The sequence below is a fragment of the Kribbella antibiotica genome (assembly GCF_004349055.1).
Taxonomy (GTDB): Bacteria; Actinomycetota; Actinomycetes; order Propionibacteriales; family Kribbellaceae; genus Kribbella; species Kribbella antibiotica.
Genome location: NZ_SMKX01000079.1, coordinates 22,770 through 37,649 on the forward strand (window position 1 = coordinate 22,770; position 14,880 = coordinate 37,649).

Sequence of the window (14,880 nt, forward strand, 5' to 3'; positions counted from 1 at the left end):
TCGACGTCGGACCGCCGCTCCTGCAGCACGGTCCTCATCGGCCGAGTAGCTGGTAGTCGCTCCTGATGCGTAGTAGTTCTCGTCGGGCCTCGTCTCCGGTGGATGAGACAAGGTCGAGTCGATCGAAGAGCTCGTCGTACACGTTCACGTCGTCAGTTGAATCGAGGACAGCAGAAGCGATCTCCGTTCCGATGAGGACGGCCGCGGAGTCGTAGAGGTGGAAAGCGTGGGTGCAGAAGACCTCGACCGGCGTCGTCCACGGGATCACACCCAGATGTACGTTCGGGCGGCGTGACGCCGTGATGATGGCGTCGAGCTGATCAACCATCACCTGCGGATTGCCTGCCTGCCACCGCAGCGCGCCCTCGGTGACGACGAGTCTGAACTCCTTCGTCTCGTCGTCCAGGGCGTTGCTGCGGATCGAGCGGGCGTCGACTGCAGCATCGCGCTCCTCGTCCGAGAGGCCGCCACCGAAGACGAGCCGTGCATAGGCCCGTGTCTGCAGGAGTCCAGGCACCATCGCTGGTTGATAGCTGCGCAGCAGCGTTGCCTTCGACTCCAGTTGACCAATGTGATGTTGGAGCCGAGCGGCGCCTCGAGTCATGACGACTCTCGACAAGCGGCTGGCGGCCTTCAGTTCGGATGCCAGTCCGATCAGGTCCTCGCGCTCATCCGCCGGTACGCCGTAGACGTCGCACAGCGAGCGGACGTCCTCGGGGCTTGCTCGCAGCAGCCCGTTCTCGAGCTTGGAGATCTTCGATTGGCTAACACCGGCGCGGCGAGCAGTTTCGAGACCGCCGAGACCAGCACGGCGCCGAAACTCAAGCAGCACCGTGCCAAGATCAAGAGCACCCGAGGTGTCGTCCGCACCAGTCATCCGAGTGAAGGCTTCTCCGGTTCTTGTTGGTTGGCTCGCCAGTACTCGGGGTGCCCGTTCCACCACGTGCCGAACTGCGTACTCGCTGCGAGGGCGGCATCGCGGCTCCGACGATACGGTACGACGTCCTCGGCGAGGCTCGCACCGACGTACATGCCTCGCTCGTCGTAGTGCATGCGCAGGACTGTCTCATCGTCCATGAGCCAGAAGTCCTCGAGCGGCTCAACCTCGGCAGGCAGCCGCTGCTCTGAGAGATCGAGGATGTGGATCTCTTCCCCGGCTGCAGCGTTCGGCAGGTACCCCCATTCGCATTCGTAGCGAAGGTAGTCGGTCAACGGCGTACGCAAGATGTGTACGCGGTGTCTGAGCTTGCCGGCCGCCCGTTCGTCGCGGAGTTGCGTCAGCCACGGTCCTTTGCGGTCTGGATCTGGCTCGGGCTCACCGGCGAGATAGCGCGCGACGTCACCGCCGTCCGACCCGACGTGGTAGTAGTCGAGAGTCTCGAGGCGGAACGCGCTGTGCTGGAAACCCTCGAAGATTGCGTCCACCTGCTCCTCGGGCAACATCAACGGCGCTCCCACAGGCTTCGAGGAAAGCGGACGACGGTCTCGCCGGGTCCGGCCTTCGCGAGTAGGTCCTGATCGTCCTCGACGATCGAGCCGACGACATACACCGAGTCAGGATCGGCGTCCGTCGTCCAGGCTGCCGGACACGTCTTGTTGTCCGGGCACTCTCCGGCGATCCGTCGTAACTGAGACATCGAACGTTCTCCTTCGGTCAAGGGGCGATGACAGTGGGAGCCTACCGTGATGCCAGTTGATATGGAATATCTAAGCTGAATGCTCGATTTGAGGCTTGATATTCCACTTGTAAGATGGAATATTTGCCGTCGTGACCGACTCTCTTGCTCAGCTCGCGCCGGCGGTTGGCTATCTGCGGCAGTACCCCGCGATGACCTGCGCCGAGCTCGAGCGGGCGGCGGGCCGGCTCGCGGTCTTCGCCAGGCAGCGAGGCTTCGTTCTGACCGAGGTCTTCGTGGAGCAACTCGCCACTGATCCGGCCGCGTTCGACGCGCTCGTCACGGTGGTCAAGCGAGGCGGGATTCCCGTCGTCGAGGTGCCGACCCAGGCCCACCTGAGTGCGGTAGGTGGCGGGGAGACCAAGGCGCGACGCCTCAAGCGTGAGACCGGTGCGCAGGCATTGACCGCCGGCGGATCGCCCCCATGAGCCGGTGGGCGGGCGTACTGATCCCTGCGTCTGCGCCCGTCCGCCGTACCACCTGTCGCGAGCTGATCGCTCGATGGGCAAACCGCGGTGAGTGCTTGACCTTGTGCGGTGCGTGAGGGTATTTGTTGCTGACAACGATGTCACGCCGCCCTGTTCCGACGTCCGAGGTGGGGAACCTTTATGCCGCGCACCGCCCTGCGCCGTAGTACTGCTGTGCTCGTGAGTGCGGCTGTCGGCCTTGGTCTGAGTCTTACCGCTCAGGCGACGCCACAGCCGCCGCTGAACCTCCGGGAGACCGTCGGAGCCAGCAAGATCACCGGTACGTCGGCTGATCCGACCGAGCATGTGGATCCGCTGATCGGGACGTCGAACCTGGGGAATGTGTTCCCCGGGGCTGTGTCGCCGTTCGGGATGTTCTCGTTCAGCCCGGAGACGAGCCGCGGGAATGCGTACCGGACTGCTGCGCCTGGTGGGTATCTGTACTCGGCCAACAAGATCCGTGGGTTCAGCCTGACGCATATGAGCGGCACTGGGTGTGCTGGTGGGTCAGGGGACATTCCGATCTTCCCGCACGTCGGTGATGTCACCACCTCACCGCAGAGTGACGCCAAGGACGAGCTCTACGCCAGTACGTTCAGCCATGCCAACGAGGTGGCCAAGGCCGGCTACTACAAGGTTGGGCTGGATTCTGGTGCTACTGCTGAGCTGAGCGCGACGCCGCGCACTGGCTCGGCTGCGTTCACCTTCCCGGCGGACAAGGCGAAGTCGCTGTTGTTCCGGACGTCGAACTCTGAGGTCGGCTCCAGCGATGCGCAGCTCAGCATCGACCCGAAGACGCGCACTGTCTCCGGCGAGGTGACCAGTGGCAACTTCTGCGGCTACCTGGCCAGTGTGGGGCGCCGTAGCTACTACACGCTGCACTTCGTTGCGCAGTTCGACCAGCCGTTCAAGAACACGGGCACCTGGACCGACGGCACCGTCACTCCGGACAGCACGAGCTCCCGCGGCGGTACGACGTACGGCGCGGATGGGTGGATGGCGGCGAACAAGGGGTCCGGCGGGTACGTCGGGTTCGACAGCAGCACGGTCAACATGCGCATCGGCATCTCCTACGTGAGCAAGGCCAACGCACTGGCCAACCTGCAGGCTGAGAACCCGCGGGGCACGTCGGTGACTGCTACGGCCGCAAAGGCCAAGCAGGCTTGGCGAAAGCAGCTCAACCGGATCGACATCACCGGTGGGAGCACTGAGCAGCGCACTACCTTCTACACCGCGCTCTACCACGCGCTGCTGCACCCGAACGTGTTCAGCGACGTCAACGGCCAGTACTGGGGTTTCGACCAGAAGGTGCATCGCGTGTCCCGCGGCCAGAAGGCGCAGTACGCGACCTTCTCCGGTTGGGATGTCTATCGCTCGCAGGTGCAGTTGCTGGCGTTGCTGGAGCCAGACAAGGCAGGTGACATCGCACAGTCGCTGCTGAACCAGGCCGATCAGAACGGTGGCGTCTGGGACCGCTGGACCCATGCGTCGGGCAGTACGGCGGTGATGACCGGTGACCCGGCTGCGCCTGCGGTGGCCGGCATCTACGCGTTCGGTGGCACGAACTTCGACGTACGGGGTGCACTGAAGTCGCTGGTGAAGGCGGCGACGGTTCCGACCGAGAAGGACCTCAGCTCAGCGGGTAAGCCGGTCATGTCGATCGGTCAGCGGCCGTCACTCGACAAGTACCTTGCGCTGCACTACATCCCGACCAAGTCCAACGCCTGGGGCGGTGCGGTCGAAACACTCGAGGACGTGACCGCTGACTTCGCGCTGGCGCAACTGGCGCAGCGGACTGGCAACAAGGCGACGTACAAGTAGTTCCTGAACCGGTCGCAGTACTGGCAGAACGTGTTCAACCCAGAGAACGGCGGCTACGTTCAGAACCGGGATGAGAACGGCGCCTGGCCCGGGTTCACTCCGTCGACGGGTGACGGGTTCGCTGAGGGCAGTAGTGCGCAGTACACGTGGATGGTGCCGCACAACCGCGCCGGTCTGGTCGATGCGATCGGTGGCGTCGAGAAGACGAACCAGCGGCTGGATGCGTTCTTCAAGAACCCAGATGGCACCTGGGCGCTCACCCGGGCCGGTGAGCTGCACGCCGAGATGGACAACGAGCCGTCGATCAACACCCCGTGGATCTACAACTACACGGGCAAGCCATGGCAGACGCAGGAGACACTGCGGCAAGCCATGACTCAGCTGTGGAACACCAGCACCGGTGGCATCCCTGGCAACGACGATCTGGGCGCCATGTCGTCCTGGTACGTGTGGACCGCGCTCGGGCTCTACCCCGACGTACCGAGCCGTTCCGACCTGCAGGTCGGCGCACCGCTGTTCCCGAAGGCTGTCATCCACCGCGATGGCGGCCGGACGATCCGCATCAACGCTCCGGGCGCAGATGCGCAGTACGTGCAGTCGTTGAAGGTCAACGGCCGGACGTCGACCAAGCCGTGGCTGCCGGAGAGCTTCGTGCAGCACGGCGGCACTCTGGACTTCAAGCTCGGTACGACGGCCAACGTGGCCTGGGGCTCGAAGCCGGCCGACGCACCGCCGTCGTGGCGTACCGGTGAGATCCCGTTCCAGACGTCGACTGACCTGAGCCGCGTGGTGATCGCACCTGGTACGACGAGTGCTCCGGTGGCGATCAAGGCGCACCGCTTGAGTGGTACGCCGCAGAACGTCACGTACACGGTGAAGACGCCGCCCGGTCTGACCGCTAGCCCGGCAAGTGGCTCGTTCCGCGTCGAGCAGGACGGTGGCGCGCCGGTGACGATCACAGCCGCGCCCGGTACGCCGGATGGTCGCTACCCGGTCACTGTTTCGGTCAAGGCGGCTGACGGGACCGCACTGCCGCAGGTGGGCTTCACTGTGGTGGTCGGACTGCCGAACTCGTTCTTCGTGCTGCGGGAAGGCACTGCAGCTTCCGACGACCCTGGTGATCACACCGAAGCCGACTATGACGGTGGGGGAGTGAGCTACTCGCGGCAGGCATTGGCTGCGGCCGGTCTGACGCCGGGTGGTGCCGGAACCGTGCAGGGCCTGACCTTCACGTGGCCCGACGTACCGGTGGGAGACCCCGACAACGTCCCCGCCGACGGCCAGTTGCTCAACCTGAACCTGCCGGCCGGTACGACGAAGCTGTCGTTCATCGGGAGCGCAGTGAACGGGAACCAGCAGACGACGGCCACGCTGAACTTCAGCGACGGCAGCACCCAGCCGATCGACCTGTCCTTCAGCGACTGGACACTCGGCGGCGGTGGGGACACCCTGCACTACGGCAACGTCATCGTCGCCACCACGCCGTACCGGAACGAGTCCGGTGGTGGTCGTGACAACGTGACTACACACATCTTCGCCACTGCGGCTGTGAGCTTGACCAAGACCCCGGTCAGCATCACGCTTCCGAAGAACCGCGATCTGCGGATCTTCACTGTGGCATCAGGAGGAAATTGATGAAGGCTTCGGCTGTGATCGCAGGTGCGACGCTGATGGTGGCCACGCTGCTGGTCGCCACTCCGGCGCAGGCTGCACCACCGACCACCACCAAGGGCCCGTGTGGCTACACCTCGACGCCGGACGACCCGCCGGCGCGCAACGTGACGCTGCCGCCGGATCCGAAGCACACGCCGGACAAGGGCATCGTGAAGGTGGTGGTCGCGACCAACCAGGGCCCGATGCTGCTGTCACTCGACCGGGCCAAGGCGCCCTGCACGGTGCAGAGCTTCCTGCACCTGGCCAAGAGCCGCTTCTACGACTTCACCACCTGTCACCGGCTCACGCTGTACACAACCCTCAAGGTCCTGCAGTGCGGTGACCCCAGCGGCACCGGTGAGGGCGGTCCGGGCTACTCCTACAAGGACGAGCTGGCCTCCGCGGTCGCCCTGCCGAACTGGCCCGGGGACACCACCGGCACCCGCAAGCTCTACGGCCGTGGCGTACTGGCCATGGCGAACGCCGGACCGGACACCAACGGCAGCCAGTTCTTCCTGGTCTTCGCCGACTCGCGGCTGCGTCCCGACTACACCGTCTTCGGCACCGTGGACCGCACCGGCCTCAAGACCCTGGACAAGGTCGCCGCCGCCGGCACTGTCGTCAGCGCCGACAACCCGGACAACCTCGACGGCCCGCCAGTACGCAAGACCGACATCCTGATCGCCCGCTCGCTGGGCAACTGGTAGCTAAACCGCCTCGCCGCCGCCCTCAACCAGGGCGGCGGCGACCAGCCGCACGTACTCCTGGTGCCGCTCAGACGGGACATTCGGCAGCATGTCGTCCCAGAGCGCGATCATCGCGCCCCGCAACTGCATCTGCCCGAGCGGCCGGGCCATGAACCACAGATGGAAGTGCTCGCTCCCGTCACCCCACCGGTTGAAGTGAGTCCGCCCCACCGCGTCGATGCGTCTGATGGCGCCGCTCACGCGCTGGATCAGCCCACCTAGCGTCGCAGTGAGTTCCGGCGGCAGGTTGTCGAGCCGGTAGTGCTCCCGCGGTTCGAGGATCGCCACAAACGGCAGCCCATGCTCCTCGAAAGCCTTCAGCTGCCACTGGTCATCACGCCAGATCACGGACCGGTCCGGCTCCGTGCAGGTGTAGCACGGCTTCCCGCCCGGCTCACCAGCTCGCGGCGGCTCCGGGAGCTCCGGGTCGGCCAGCGGAACCACCTGTACGTCGCCCTCGAACGGGAAGAACGGGTGGCCGAGGAACTCCGCGGCCGACAGGCGCTCGCCGTACGGGAGGTTGCGGTGGTATTCAGACGGCAGTTCAGTCATGGCCAGCACTGTGCCGGAGAATGAGGGCATGGAGAAGCCGAAGCTTGCAGAGTTGCTGGATCTGGCAGCGCATCCCGAGGGTGGTTGGTTCCGAGAGACCTGGCGGTCTCCGGTGAGCTTCCAGCCCGAGGGGTACGACGGTGAGCGCGCCAGCGCGACGGCGATCTACTTCCTGCTTGCGCCGGGGGAGGAATCGGTGTGGCACCGGGTGCGGTCGGCGGAGATCTGGCTGTGGCACTCCGGTGGGCCGCTGACCCTCCAGTACGGCGACAGCCCGGAGCAGGCCGAGACGTTCGTTCTCGGGCCGGATGTCGCGGCTGGGCAACAGCCGCAGGTGGTGATCCCGGCCGGCGCATGGCAGGCAGCCAGGCCGGCCGGGGATCAGGAAGTGCTGGTGTCGTGCATTGTGTCGCCAGGCTTCGACTTCGCAGACTTCACTATGTAAAACACAGCACTATGTAGACACAGCACTATGTAGGACACAGCGAGATGCTGCCGGGCGACTGAGCGGCTACATCTGCGGTACGACAGCCTCCCCAGTGGTCAGCTCAGGCAGGTGCTCGCGGACCATGTAGCCGCCGGCGCAGGCGATCCAGAGTGCCGAGAGCAACAACGGGACACCCGTCATCAGGAAGCCGCCGGCCGCGAAGGTGCCGGTCGAGGCGAAGATGCCGAACGAGCCGGCGACGGATACCACTGCGGCCAGCAGGGCCAGGTAGCCGAGCCAGTTCGGCATCAGGTGCGTGCGCATCACACCGATGCCGGCCGCGGCCAGCGGCAGAGCTGCCGCGAAGCCGATCATCGTGGTCATCACCGATGTCATCTCGAACATCATCATCGTGAGCGCGGCGTCCCGGCCGTCGATACCGAACGCGGTCGCGCCGGTCATCGCCGCATTGACGAAGATCGCACCACCGACCAGCACCGAGCCTGCCAGCAGCGCCAGATGGACGTCGCTGCGCTCGTCCCGCTCCCGCATCGCCTCGGCGAAGGCGGACGCGAACCAGATGACCAACCCGCCGGCCGCGGCCCACATCAGTGCACTGGTGAGCATCATGCCGCGGTTGTCGGCGATCCAGCTGGTGATGGTGCTCTGTGATTCGTCGACGTTCGGTGGGTTGCCGGGCAGGAACCTGCCCAGGAGAGCCAGGATGACGAAAGCCAGCCCGGCGAAGCCACCCCACCGCAACTCGTGTCGCTCAGTCATGGGGAAACACCTCCAGTGTGCACACCACGAAATGTGGTGCGTCTACTGCTGATATTCCTCCGCTTCGGCCAGCCGTCAAGGGGTGCCGTCCGGCCAACCGGACGGCACCGCGCACCCCTACTGGAGAACGGTTGCCAAGGCCTCGTAACCGGCCAGCAGATCGATGCCCTCGCGACCTAGTTGCTGGATCGCGACATGGTCGGCGCCTGCTTCCAGATGGGCGTTCAGGCCCTCGGCGATCTCCACTGCGGAGCCGTGCAGCACCAGGGCGTCGACCAGTCGGTCGCTGCCACCATCTGCGATGTCTTCGTCGGTGAACCCGAGACGCTTCAGGTTGCTGACGTAGTTGGTCAGCCCCAGGTAGGTCGCGAGGTACTCGCGCCCTGTGGTGCGGGCGATGTCCACATCGGTCTCGAGTACGACCTTCTGCTCCGGGGCGAGCAGCACTCCGCCGCCCAGACTGCGCCGTGCTTCCCGGGTGTGCTCCGGAGTGGTCAGGTACGGCAGCGCACCGGCAGTGCGACTGCCGGACAGTTGCAGCACCTTCGGACCGAGCGCGGCCAGTGCCCGTCGCTCGACCGGCACTTTCGCATCGTCCAACTCGTCGAGGTACGACACCACAGTCTCGTACGGCGACTTGTACTCGGTGCTGTGCTCCCGGTGCCCGATGCCCACTCCCAGCAGGAAGCGTCCCGGCGCGGTCTCCTCCAGGCGGTGGTAAGACTCCGCCACATCCTCGGCTGGTGACTTCCAGATGTTCACCACGCTGGTGCCGACCGCAACAGAACTTGTTGCGGCCAAGAGAACCTCAGCGTCGCGCAGACCGGCTCCCGGGGACGCGCCCAGCCACAGCGCGCCGTACCCGGCTTGCTCCAGCCCGGCTGCGAGCTCCGGACCCCAGTGCTGCGCACCGTGCCAGACCCCGAAGCGTCCCAGTTCGATCGCCACGTCGTACCCCTCTCGTTGTCCTACCGTCAGGCGCAACCCGGGGCGGCGGGTAGTAGTTCCGTAGGCAAGCATCTCTGATGAGACCGCGGTCGCGTCAATGATCGTTGTCACGTCAAAGGGCATCTGCAGGCTACTTGCCAGTCACATGGCCAGCAGACCAACCGGTCGAGTGGTATGCCCTTCGCAGGCATACACTCGGCACCGACCTGGCAACTTCCGCTCACCGCCGGGCCGCGGTCACAACGATGTGCGCCGTCCTCCTGGAAGGAAAGAAGGGCAAGCAGTGAAGGTCGGAGTTCCGAAGGAAGTCAAGAACCACGAGTACCGGGTGGCCATCACGCCGTCCGGTGTGCACGAGTTCGTGCGCCACGGACACGAGGTTCTGATCGAGCAGAACGCGGGCAGCGGATCGCTGATCCCGGATGAGGAATTCGTCACGGCCGGGGCGCGGATCGTGCCCACCGCCGACGAGGTGTGGGGCGAGGCGGACCTGATCCTGAAGGTCAAAGAGCCAGTCGCCGAGGAGTACCACCGGATGCGCAAGGGCCAGGTGCTCTTCACGTACCTGCACCTCGCGGCCAGTCTGGAGTGCACCGACGCCCTGCTGAAGGCAGGTGTCACCGGTATCGCCTACGAGACGGTGCAGTTGCCGGACGGCTCGCTGCCGCTGCTGGCTCCCATGAGCGAGGTCGCCGGCCGGCTTGCGCCGCAGTCCGGTGCTTACCACCTGATGCGCAGCGGTGGTGGGCGTGGTGTGCTGCTCGGCGGTGTCTCCGGGACGCACCCGGCTCGCGTGGTCATCCTCGGTGCCGGTGTGTCCGGGATGAACGCGGCGGCGATCGCGCTCGGGATGCAGGCCCAGGTCCAGCTGTTCGACCGCAACATCGCGCGGCTCCGCCAGGCCGACCAGATCTACCAGGGTCACCTGCTGACGATCGCCTCCAACGCCTACGAGATCGAGCGCGCGGCCCTGGAGGCCGACCTGATCATCGGCGCGGTGCTGGTCCCCGGTGCGAAGGCGCCGAAGCTGATCAGCAACGAGCTCGTGAGCCGGATGAAGCCCGGCAGCGTGCTCGTCGACATCGCGATCGACCAGGGCGGCTGCTTCGAGGACTCGCGTCCGACCACCCACGCGGACCCGGTCTACCAGGTGCACAACTCGCTGTTCTACTGCGTCGCCAATATGCCTGGCGCCGTACCGAACACCTCGACGTACGCGCTCACCAACGTGACGCTGCCGTACGCGATCGAGCTGGCCAACCTCGGCTGGCGCGAGGCGCTCAAGCAGGACCACAGCCTGGCGCTCGGCCTCAACACCCACGACGGCCGCGTCACCTACGGTCCTATCGCCGACGCGCACGACCTGGACCAGCTCAAGCTGGACGAGGTCCTGGTCTGAGCATCAGCCGGGCGGTTGGTGCTTACCTCGACCACTTGACGGTCGAACGCGGCCTCGCCGCGAACACCCTGTCGTCGTACCGACGTGACCTGCGCCGGTACGACGCCTACCTCGCCTCAACCGGGCTGTGGTCGACTGGGGAGGCGGAGCTCGGTCGAGTGACTGAGGCAGTGGTGAGTGATTTCCTGATGCGGTTGCGTGAGGGCGATGAGGATCACCCACCTCTCACCGCCTCCAGTGCGGGCCGCACAGTCGTCGCAGTGCGGGGCTTTCACAAGTTCTGCCTGCGCGAGGGTCTGACTGCGGTGGACCCGGCGGCTGCGGTCAAGCCGCCGGCTCCGCCACAGCGGTTGCCGAAGGCGTTGTCGGTGGACGAGGTGACCCGCATCCTCGCTGCCGCGGCTGGTGCGGAGGCAGAGCCCGCCGTACTGGCGACTCGGGATGCTGCGTTGCTGGAGTTCCTCTATGGCACCGGTGCGCGCATCTCTGAGGCCGTTGGGCTCGATGTGGACGACGTTGACCTCGAAGTCGGGGCGGTGCTGCTGCGCGGCAAGGGCAGCAAGGAGCGGGTCGTTCCCGTCGGTACCTACGCGCTCAAAGCACTGTCGGCGTACCAGGTCCGTGGTCGACCCGACCTGGTCGCGAGAGGACGCGGTACGCACGCACTGTTCCTGAATGCGCGCGGTGGTCGGCTCTCGCGCCAGAGCGCCTGGACGGTACTGCGCCGTGCGGCGGAGCGCGCTGGGATCGCGAAAGAGATCTCCCCGCACACGCTGCGGCACTCGTTCGCGACACACCTGCTGGACGGTGGAGCCGACGTACGGGTGGTGCAAGAGCTGCTGGGGCACGCGTCGGTGACCACCACGCAGGTCTACACGCTCGTCACGGTCGACAAGCTGCGCGAGGTCTATGCCACCTCACACCCGCGGGCGCTGTCGTCATAGGATGACCCCGATGTACGGCAGGTCGGAACGTTGTGCAATGATCTGCTCACGGTCGGTCACCATAACGGGGTGACCGGTCTACTGTGGAATGCCGACCGGAAACCGCTCGACCCGGGTGCGGAGTGGCCGCTTGAGAGTGCTTGAATGCACGCTTACAGTCGCAGGCGTCGCCCGTATCGGTTGAAAGGTTTGGCGAGTCATGAACGAGTCGACATTCCCGGGCACCGAGCAGAACGATTTCGAGCAGTACGACGCCGGCGCCCAGCACGGTACCGAACAGCCCGAGCCGCCGGCAGCGCCGGCTGCCGAGGCACCTGCGCCGCCCCAGCGCACCCTGACCCCACCCGAGAACTATGCGGCGATGCCGAGGCCGACGGCCAAGCTCACCGCGGAGGACCTTGCACCTGTGAGCGATCCCAGCGGCCCGAGAAAGATCGGGCCGACCGGCCGTCCGATGCCGGACCTGCCGGAAGTCCTGCCGCCGACCAAGACCGGTCCGGCGCAGGTGATCGCGATGTGCAACCAGAAGGGTGGCGTGGGCAAGACCACGACCACGATCAACCTCGGTGCCGCGATCGCCGAGACCGGACGCAAGGTGCTGCTGATCGACTTCGACCCGCAGGGGTCGGCCTCGATCGGGCTCGGCGTGCAGCCGCACGACCTGGAGCTGTCGGTCTACAACCTGCTGATGCAGCGCGACATCACGCCCGCCGAGGTCATCCAGGCGACCAAGGTGCCGAATCTCGACCTGCTGCCGGCCAACATCGACCTGTCCGCGGCCGAGGTTCAGCTGGTCCAGGAGGTCGCCCGGGAGTACACGCTGCAGCGCGTCCTCGAGCCGATCATCCCCAACTACGACGTGATCCTGATCGACTGCGCTCCGTCGCTCGGTCTGCTCACGGTCAACGCCCTGACCGCGTCGAACGGCATCGTCGTACCGCTGGAGTGTGAGTTCTTCGCGCTTCGTGGTCTGGCCATGCTGACCGACACGATCGGCAAGGTGCAGGACCGGCTGAACCCGAAGCTGGAGATCGTCGGCATCCTCGGCACCATGTTCGACGGGCGCACCACGCACGCGCGTGAGGTGCTCGACCGCGTCGTCCAGGCCTTCGACGAGCGCGTTTTCCATACCGTCATCCGGCGCACCGTGAAGTTCCCCGAGACCACTGTCGTCGGCGAACCGATCACGACGTACGCGCCTTCGTCCCAAGCGGCCATGCAGTACCGCGACCTTGCCAAGGAGGTGCTCGCGCGTTGTCCCGCCGGGTGAGCCTGCCAGGTGCCAGCGAACTCTTCGGGGGCGCGGCACCGCAGCAGACCAGACCCGAGAAGCGCACCACCACTGACGGACCGGCTTCGAGTTCCGTGCGTTCGCGCACGGTGGTCGACGACGACCGGAAGTCCAGTGGGCGAATCCGCCACGACACGAAGATCACCGTGTACGTGACGGAGGAAGAGCTGCTCGGATTGGAACAGGTGCGGCTGGCGCTGCGGGCCGAACACGGCCTCAGCGCAGACCGCGGCCGGATCGTGCGTGAGGCGATCGACGTCCTGCTGGCCGACTTCGTCGACCACGGACCGGACTCGGTGCTGGTACGGCGGCTCAAGGCCTCGGAGTGACTGTGTCCGACTCCCTGCCGTTGGACCTGTCGGGTGGTGGCGACGCCGTGCCGACTGTTGCCGAGGGCAAGGGTTTCGAGGTTCACCTGGTGAACTTCGACGGACCGTTCGACCTGTTGCTGCAGCTGATCAGCAAGCACAAGCTGGACATCACCGAGATCGCGCTGTCGGTGATCACGGACGACTTCATCGCGCACATCAAGGCACTCGGGTCTGATTGGGATCTTGATCAGACCTCGGAGTTCCTGCTGATCGCGGCGACGCTGCTCGACCTCAAAGCTGCTCGGCTGCTGCCGAGTGGTGAGGTCGAGGACAACGAGGACCTGGAGCTGCTCGAGGCCCGCGACCTGCTCTTCGCGCGGCTGCTCCAGTACCGCGCCTTCAAGCAGATCGCTGCGCTCGTGCAGGAGCGGATGGCCACGCAGGCCAAGAGCTTCCCGCGCTCCGTGGGGATGGAGCCGCGGTTCGCCGAGCTGCTGCCGGAGGTGCTGCTCGGTATCGACCCGAACGGGCTGATGCTGCTGGCGCAGAAGGCGATGGCGCGCAAGGACATCATCCCCGAGGGGGTGTCGCTGGCCCACCTGCATGCGCCGGCGGTCACGGTTCGCGAGCAGGCGCTGGTGATCGTCGACCGCCTCCGCCGGCAGCGCACCACGACGTTCCGCATGCTGGTGTCGGACTCCCCGGACACGGTGACCACGGTCTGCCGGTTCCTCGCGCTGCTGGAGCTCTTCCGGTCTGCTGACGTTGCGTTCGACCAGGAGACACCGCTGGGTGAACTCACGATCCGCTGGACCGGTACCGACGACGGCGAGATCGCAGTCAGCGATGAGTTCGACGAAGAGGCGCTCCCGCCGTCCGCAGATGGCGAAGCCCCCATCGTCACCGACGAAGACTCCTTCCTCGAGCCCGGCGACTCCCTCACCGAAGACACCCCTGAGGCCCCCGCCCAGCCCGAACCACCCCACGAGACGGTGCCCCAGTGACCGAACACCCCACAACCCCCACGGACGAGCAGGACCCGGACGTGGACACCACCGCGGAAGCGGACGACACCTCCCTTGTGGAGGACGTGCCGCTGGAGTCCGACGTACCGGATGTGGTTGCGGCTGACGCACCGGCTGACGAGGACTACGTACCGGCTGGCGGGGAGCTGGATGAGGACCATCTGCCGCCGGGGCAGACAGAGGTGCCTACCGGCGACGAGGTGGTGATCGACGATGACACCATGCGGCGGGCGCTTGAGGCGATTCTGATGGTGACGGACGAGCCGTTGCCGGTGCTGACGTTGGCTCGGGCGGTGGGGCGGCCGACGGGGGATGTGGCTGCGGCACTGACCGAGCTGTCGGGGGAGTACACAGAGCAGGGGCGTGGGTTCGACCTACGTGAGATCGGTGGCGGGTGGCGGTACTACACGCGCCCCGAGGCCGCTGCGTTCGTTGAGCGGTTCGTGCTCGACGGACAGCAGGCGCGGCTCACGCAGGCGGCTCTCGAAACACTGTCCGTCGTTGCGTACAAGCAGCCGGTCAGCCGGGCCCGCGTCTCCGCCATCCGTGGCGTGAACGTCGACGGCGTCATGCGCACGCTTATCGCCCGCGGGCTGGTGGAAGAGGCCGGCTCCGACACGGACTCGCAGGCGACGCTCTACCGCACCACGTTCTACTTCCTCGAGCGGATGGGCATGCAGTCGCTCGACGACCTCCCCGAGCTCGCGCCGTACCTGCCGGACATGGACGACATCGAAGACGAACTAGCCGCCCAATCCCTCCCGCCGGCCGCCGAAGAACCAGCAGCCGAGGCCGAGACGCCCGCCGAGCCCGAGGAAGACGGCCCCCTCGAGAACGACC

15 protein-coding genes and 1 pseudogene are annotated in these 14,880 nt (G+C 66.1%); 10 read left to right on the forward strand and 6 right to left on the reverse strand.

Annotation, left to right across the window (positions count from 1 at the left end; translation table 11 throughout):
- Positions 1–34: 34 nt before the first annotated feature.
- The 3 genes from E1263_RS24595 to E1263_RS24605 are packed head-to-tail and all read right to left on the reverse strand — an operon-like array spanning position 35 to position 1,637.
- Positions 35–877, reverse strand: coding sequence for a helix-turn-helix domain-containing protein (locus tag E1263_RS24595; protein WP_132171325.1), 843 nt, complete (start codon positions 875–877; stop codon positions 35–37).
- A complete protein-coding gene (locus E1263_RS24600; RefSeq protein ID WP_132171327.1) occupies positions 874–1,443 on the reverse strand; it encodes a DUF6879 family protein in 570 nt (189 codons plus the stop codon). The genes E1263_RS24595 and E1263_RS24600 overlap by 4 nt, the downstream gene beginning before the upstream one ends.
- A complete protein-coding gene (locus E1263_RS24605; protein ID WP_132171329.1) occupies positions 1,443–1,637 on the reverse strand; it encodes a hypothetical protein in 195 nt (64 codons plus the stop codon). The genes E1263_RS24600 and E1263_RS24605 overlap by 1 nt, the downstream gene beginning before the upstream one ends.
- A gap of 131 nt (positions 1,638–1,768) precedes the next feature.
- Between E1263_RS24605 and E1263_RS24610 the strand changes: the two genes are divergently transcribed.
- The 3 genes and pseudogenes from E1263_RS24610 (at position 1,769) to E1263_RS24620 (ending at position 6,324) form a co-directional block, all read left to right on the forward strand.
- A complete protein-coding gene (locus E1263_RS24610) occupies positions 1,769–2,104 on the forward strand; it encodes a hypothetical protein (RefSeq protein WP_132171331.1) in 336 nt (111 codons plus the stop codon).
- A 180-nt stretch (positions 2,105–2,284) separates the two neighbouring features.
- Positions 2,285–5,599 (forward strand): annotated as a pseudogene (locus E1263_RS43770) (GH92 family glycosyl hydrolase).
- The gene (locus E1263_RS24620; RefSeq protein ID WP_132171333.1) at positions 5,599–6,324 is read left to right on the forward strand and encodes a peptidylprolyl isomerase; all 726 of its coding nucleotides are present in this window, start codon (positions 5,599–5,601) and stop codon (positions 6,322–6,324) included. Before E1263_RS43770 ends, E1263_RS24620 begins: the two are co-directional and overlap by 1 nt.
- Here E1263_RS24620 and E1263_RS24625 read toward each other — a convergent pair whose 3' ends face one another.
- Complete coding sequence (locus E1263_RS24625) at positions 6,325–6,915, reverse strand: hypothetical protein (protein ID WP_132171335.1); 591 nt, start codon at positions 6,913–6,915, stop codon at positions 6,325–6,327.
- 28 nt (positions 6,916–6,943) lie between these two features.
- Here E1263_RS24625 and E1263_RS24630 point away from each other — a divergent pair, with 28 nt between their 5' ends.
- A complete protein-coding gene (locus E1263_RS24630; protein ID WP_132171337.1) occupies positions 6,944–7,360 on the forward strand; it encodes a cupin domain-containing protein in 417 nt (138 codons plus the stop codon).
- A 66-nt stretch (positions 7,361–7,426) separates the two neighbouring features.
- Here E1263_RS24630 and E1263_RS24635 read toward each other — a convergent pair whose 3' ends face one another.
- A complete protein-coding gene (locus E1263_RS24635; protein ID WP_132171339.1) occupies positions 7,427–8,122 on the reverse strand; it encodes a DUF4386 family protein in 696 nt (231 codons plus the stop codon).
- A gap of 117 nt (positions 8,123–8,239) precedes the next feature.
- Positions 8,240–9,070 (reverse strand): LLM class F420-dependent oxidoreductase, encoded by an 831-nt coding sequence (locus tag E1263_RS24640; protein ID WP_132171341.1) that lies wholly within the window; start codon positions 9,068–9,070, stop codon positions 8,240–8,242.
- A 283-nt stretch (positions 9,071–9,353) separates the two neighbouring features.
- Between E1263_RS24640 and ald the strand changes: the two genes are divergently transcribed.
- From ald to scpB, 6 genes are all read left to right on the forward strand, one after another.
- Positions 9,354–10,469 carry an alanine dehydrogenase gene (gene ald, locus E1263_RS24645; protein ID WP_132171343.1) on the forward strand — a complete coding sequence of 372 codons (1,116 nt, stop codon included), beginning with the start codon at positions 9,354–9,356 and terminating at the stop codon, positions 10,467–10,469.
- Positions 10,466–11,413, forward strand: coding sequence for a site-specific tyrosine recombinase XerD (gene xerD / locus E1263_RS24650; protein ID WP_132171349.1), 948 nt, complete (start codon positions 10,466–10,468; stop codon positions 11,411–11,413). The genes ald and xerD overlap by 4 nt, the downstream gene beginning before the upstream one ends.
- Before the next feature lie 361 nt (positions 11,414–11,774).
- On the forward strand, positions 11,775–12,683 hold the full coding sequence (locus E1263_RS24655; RefSeq protein WP_132171351.1) for a ParA family protein: 909 nt from the start codon (positions 11,775–11,777) through the stop codon (positions 12,681–12,683).
- A complete protein-coding gene (locus tag E1263_RS24660; RefSeq protein ID WP_132171345.1) occupies positions 12,668–13,033 on the forward strand; it encodes a hypothetical protein in 366 nt (121 codons plus the stop codon). The genes E1263_RS24655 and E1263_RS24660 overlap by 16 nt, the downstream gene beginning before the upstream one ends.
- 2 nt (positions 13,034–13,035) lie before the next feature.
- Complete coding sequence (locus E1263_RS24665) at positions 13,036–14,019, forward strand: segregation and condensation protein A (RefSeq protein ID WP_238161501.1); 984 nt, start codon at positions 13,036–13,038, stop codon at positions 14,017–14,019.
- The coding region (gene scpB, locus E1263_RS24670) for an SMC-Scp complex subunit ScpB (protein ID WP_337590286.1) at positions 14,016–14,880 on the forward strand (865 nt) is incomplete at its 3' end. The genes E1263_RS24665 and scpB, both read left to right, overlap by 4 nt.

What these genes read in the sequence shown, in the direction of transcription:
- E1263_RS24595 (WP_132171325.1), bottom strand. Translation starts at nt 877, where the DNA reads ATGACTGGTGCGGACGACACCTCGGGTGCTCTTGATCTTGGCACGGTG.
- E1263_RS24600 (WP_132171327.1), bottom strand. Translation starts at nt 1,443, where the DNA reads ATGTTGCCCGAGGAGCAGGTGGACGCAATCTTCGAGGGTTTCCAGCAC.
- E1263_RS24605 (WP_132171329.1), bottom strand. Translation starts at nt 1,637, where the DNA reads ATGTCTCAGTTACGACGGATCGCCGGAGAGTGCCCGGACAACAAGACG.
- E1263_RS24620 (WP_132171333.1), top strand. Translation starts at nt 5,599, where the DNA reads ATGAAGGCTTCGGCTGTGATCGCAGGTGCGACGCTGATGGTGGCCACG.
- E1263_RS24625 (WP_132171335.1), bottom strand. Translation starts at nt 6,915, where the DNA reads ATGACTGAACTGCCGTCTGAATACCACCGCAACCTCCCGTACGGCGAG.
- E1263_RS24630 (WP_132171337.1), top strand. Translation starts at nt 6,944, where the DNA reads ATGGAGAAGCCGAAGCTTGCAGAGTTGCTGGATCTGGCAGCGCATCCC.
- E1263_RS24635 (WP_132171339.1), bottom strand. Translation starts at nt 8,122, where the DNA reads ATGACTGAGCGACACGAGTTGCGGTGGGGTGGCTTCGCCGGGCTGGCT.
- E1263_RS24655 (WP_132171351.1), top strand. Translation starts at nt 11,775, where the DNA reads ATGCCGAGGCCGACGGCCAAGCTCACCGCGGAGGACCTTGCACCTGTG.